The following is a 334-nucleotide window of genomic DNA, read 5'->3' as shown; positions in this document are numbered from 1 at the left end:
TTTGACCGTAACGGTTTCGGTTACACCATGGATCGTGAAACAGGTGAATTGTTGGTTGCTGAGAAATTTGACCCAGCAGTTAACTGGTCAAATGGCGTGAACCTGAAAACTGGTCTGCATGATCGTGTAGCGAAATACTCTACTGCACGTAACGGTGAAGACGTCAACACCACTGGCATCTGCCCAGCGGCATTGGGTTCAAAAGATCAACAGCCAGCGGCTTATTCACCACGTACCGGTCTGTTCTATGTTCCGACCAACCATGTTTGCATGGACTATGAACCGTTTGAAGTTGAATACGTAGCGGGTCAACCATACGTTGGTGCTACCTTGA

At 47.9% G+C, this 334-nt stretch carries 1 pseudogene; it reads left to right on the top strand.

Annotated features, from left to right (window positions below):
- Positions 1 to 334, top strand: a pseudogene (locus LGT40_RS00140) (PQQ-dependent dehydrogenase, methanol/ethanol family); the annotation flags it as partial.

This window comes from Methylophaga pinxianii, from assembly GCF_020447225.1.
Classification (GTDB): domain Bacteria; phylum Pseudomonadota; class Gammaproteobacteria; order Nitrosococcales; family Methylophagaceae; genus Methylophaga; species Methylophaga pinxianii.
Note: the sequence above shows the minus strand (reverse complement) of the source record. Positions and strands in the feature narration are given on the sequence as shown.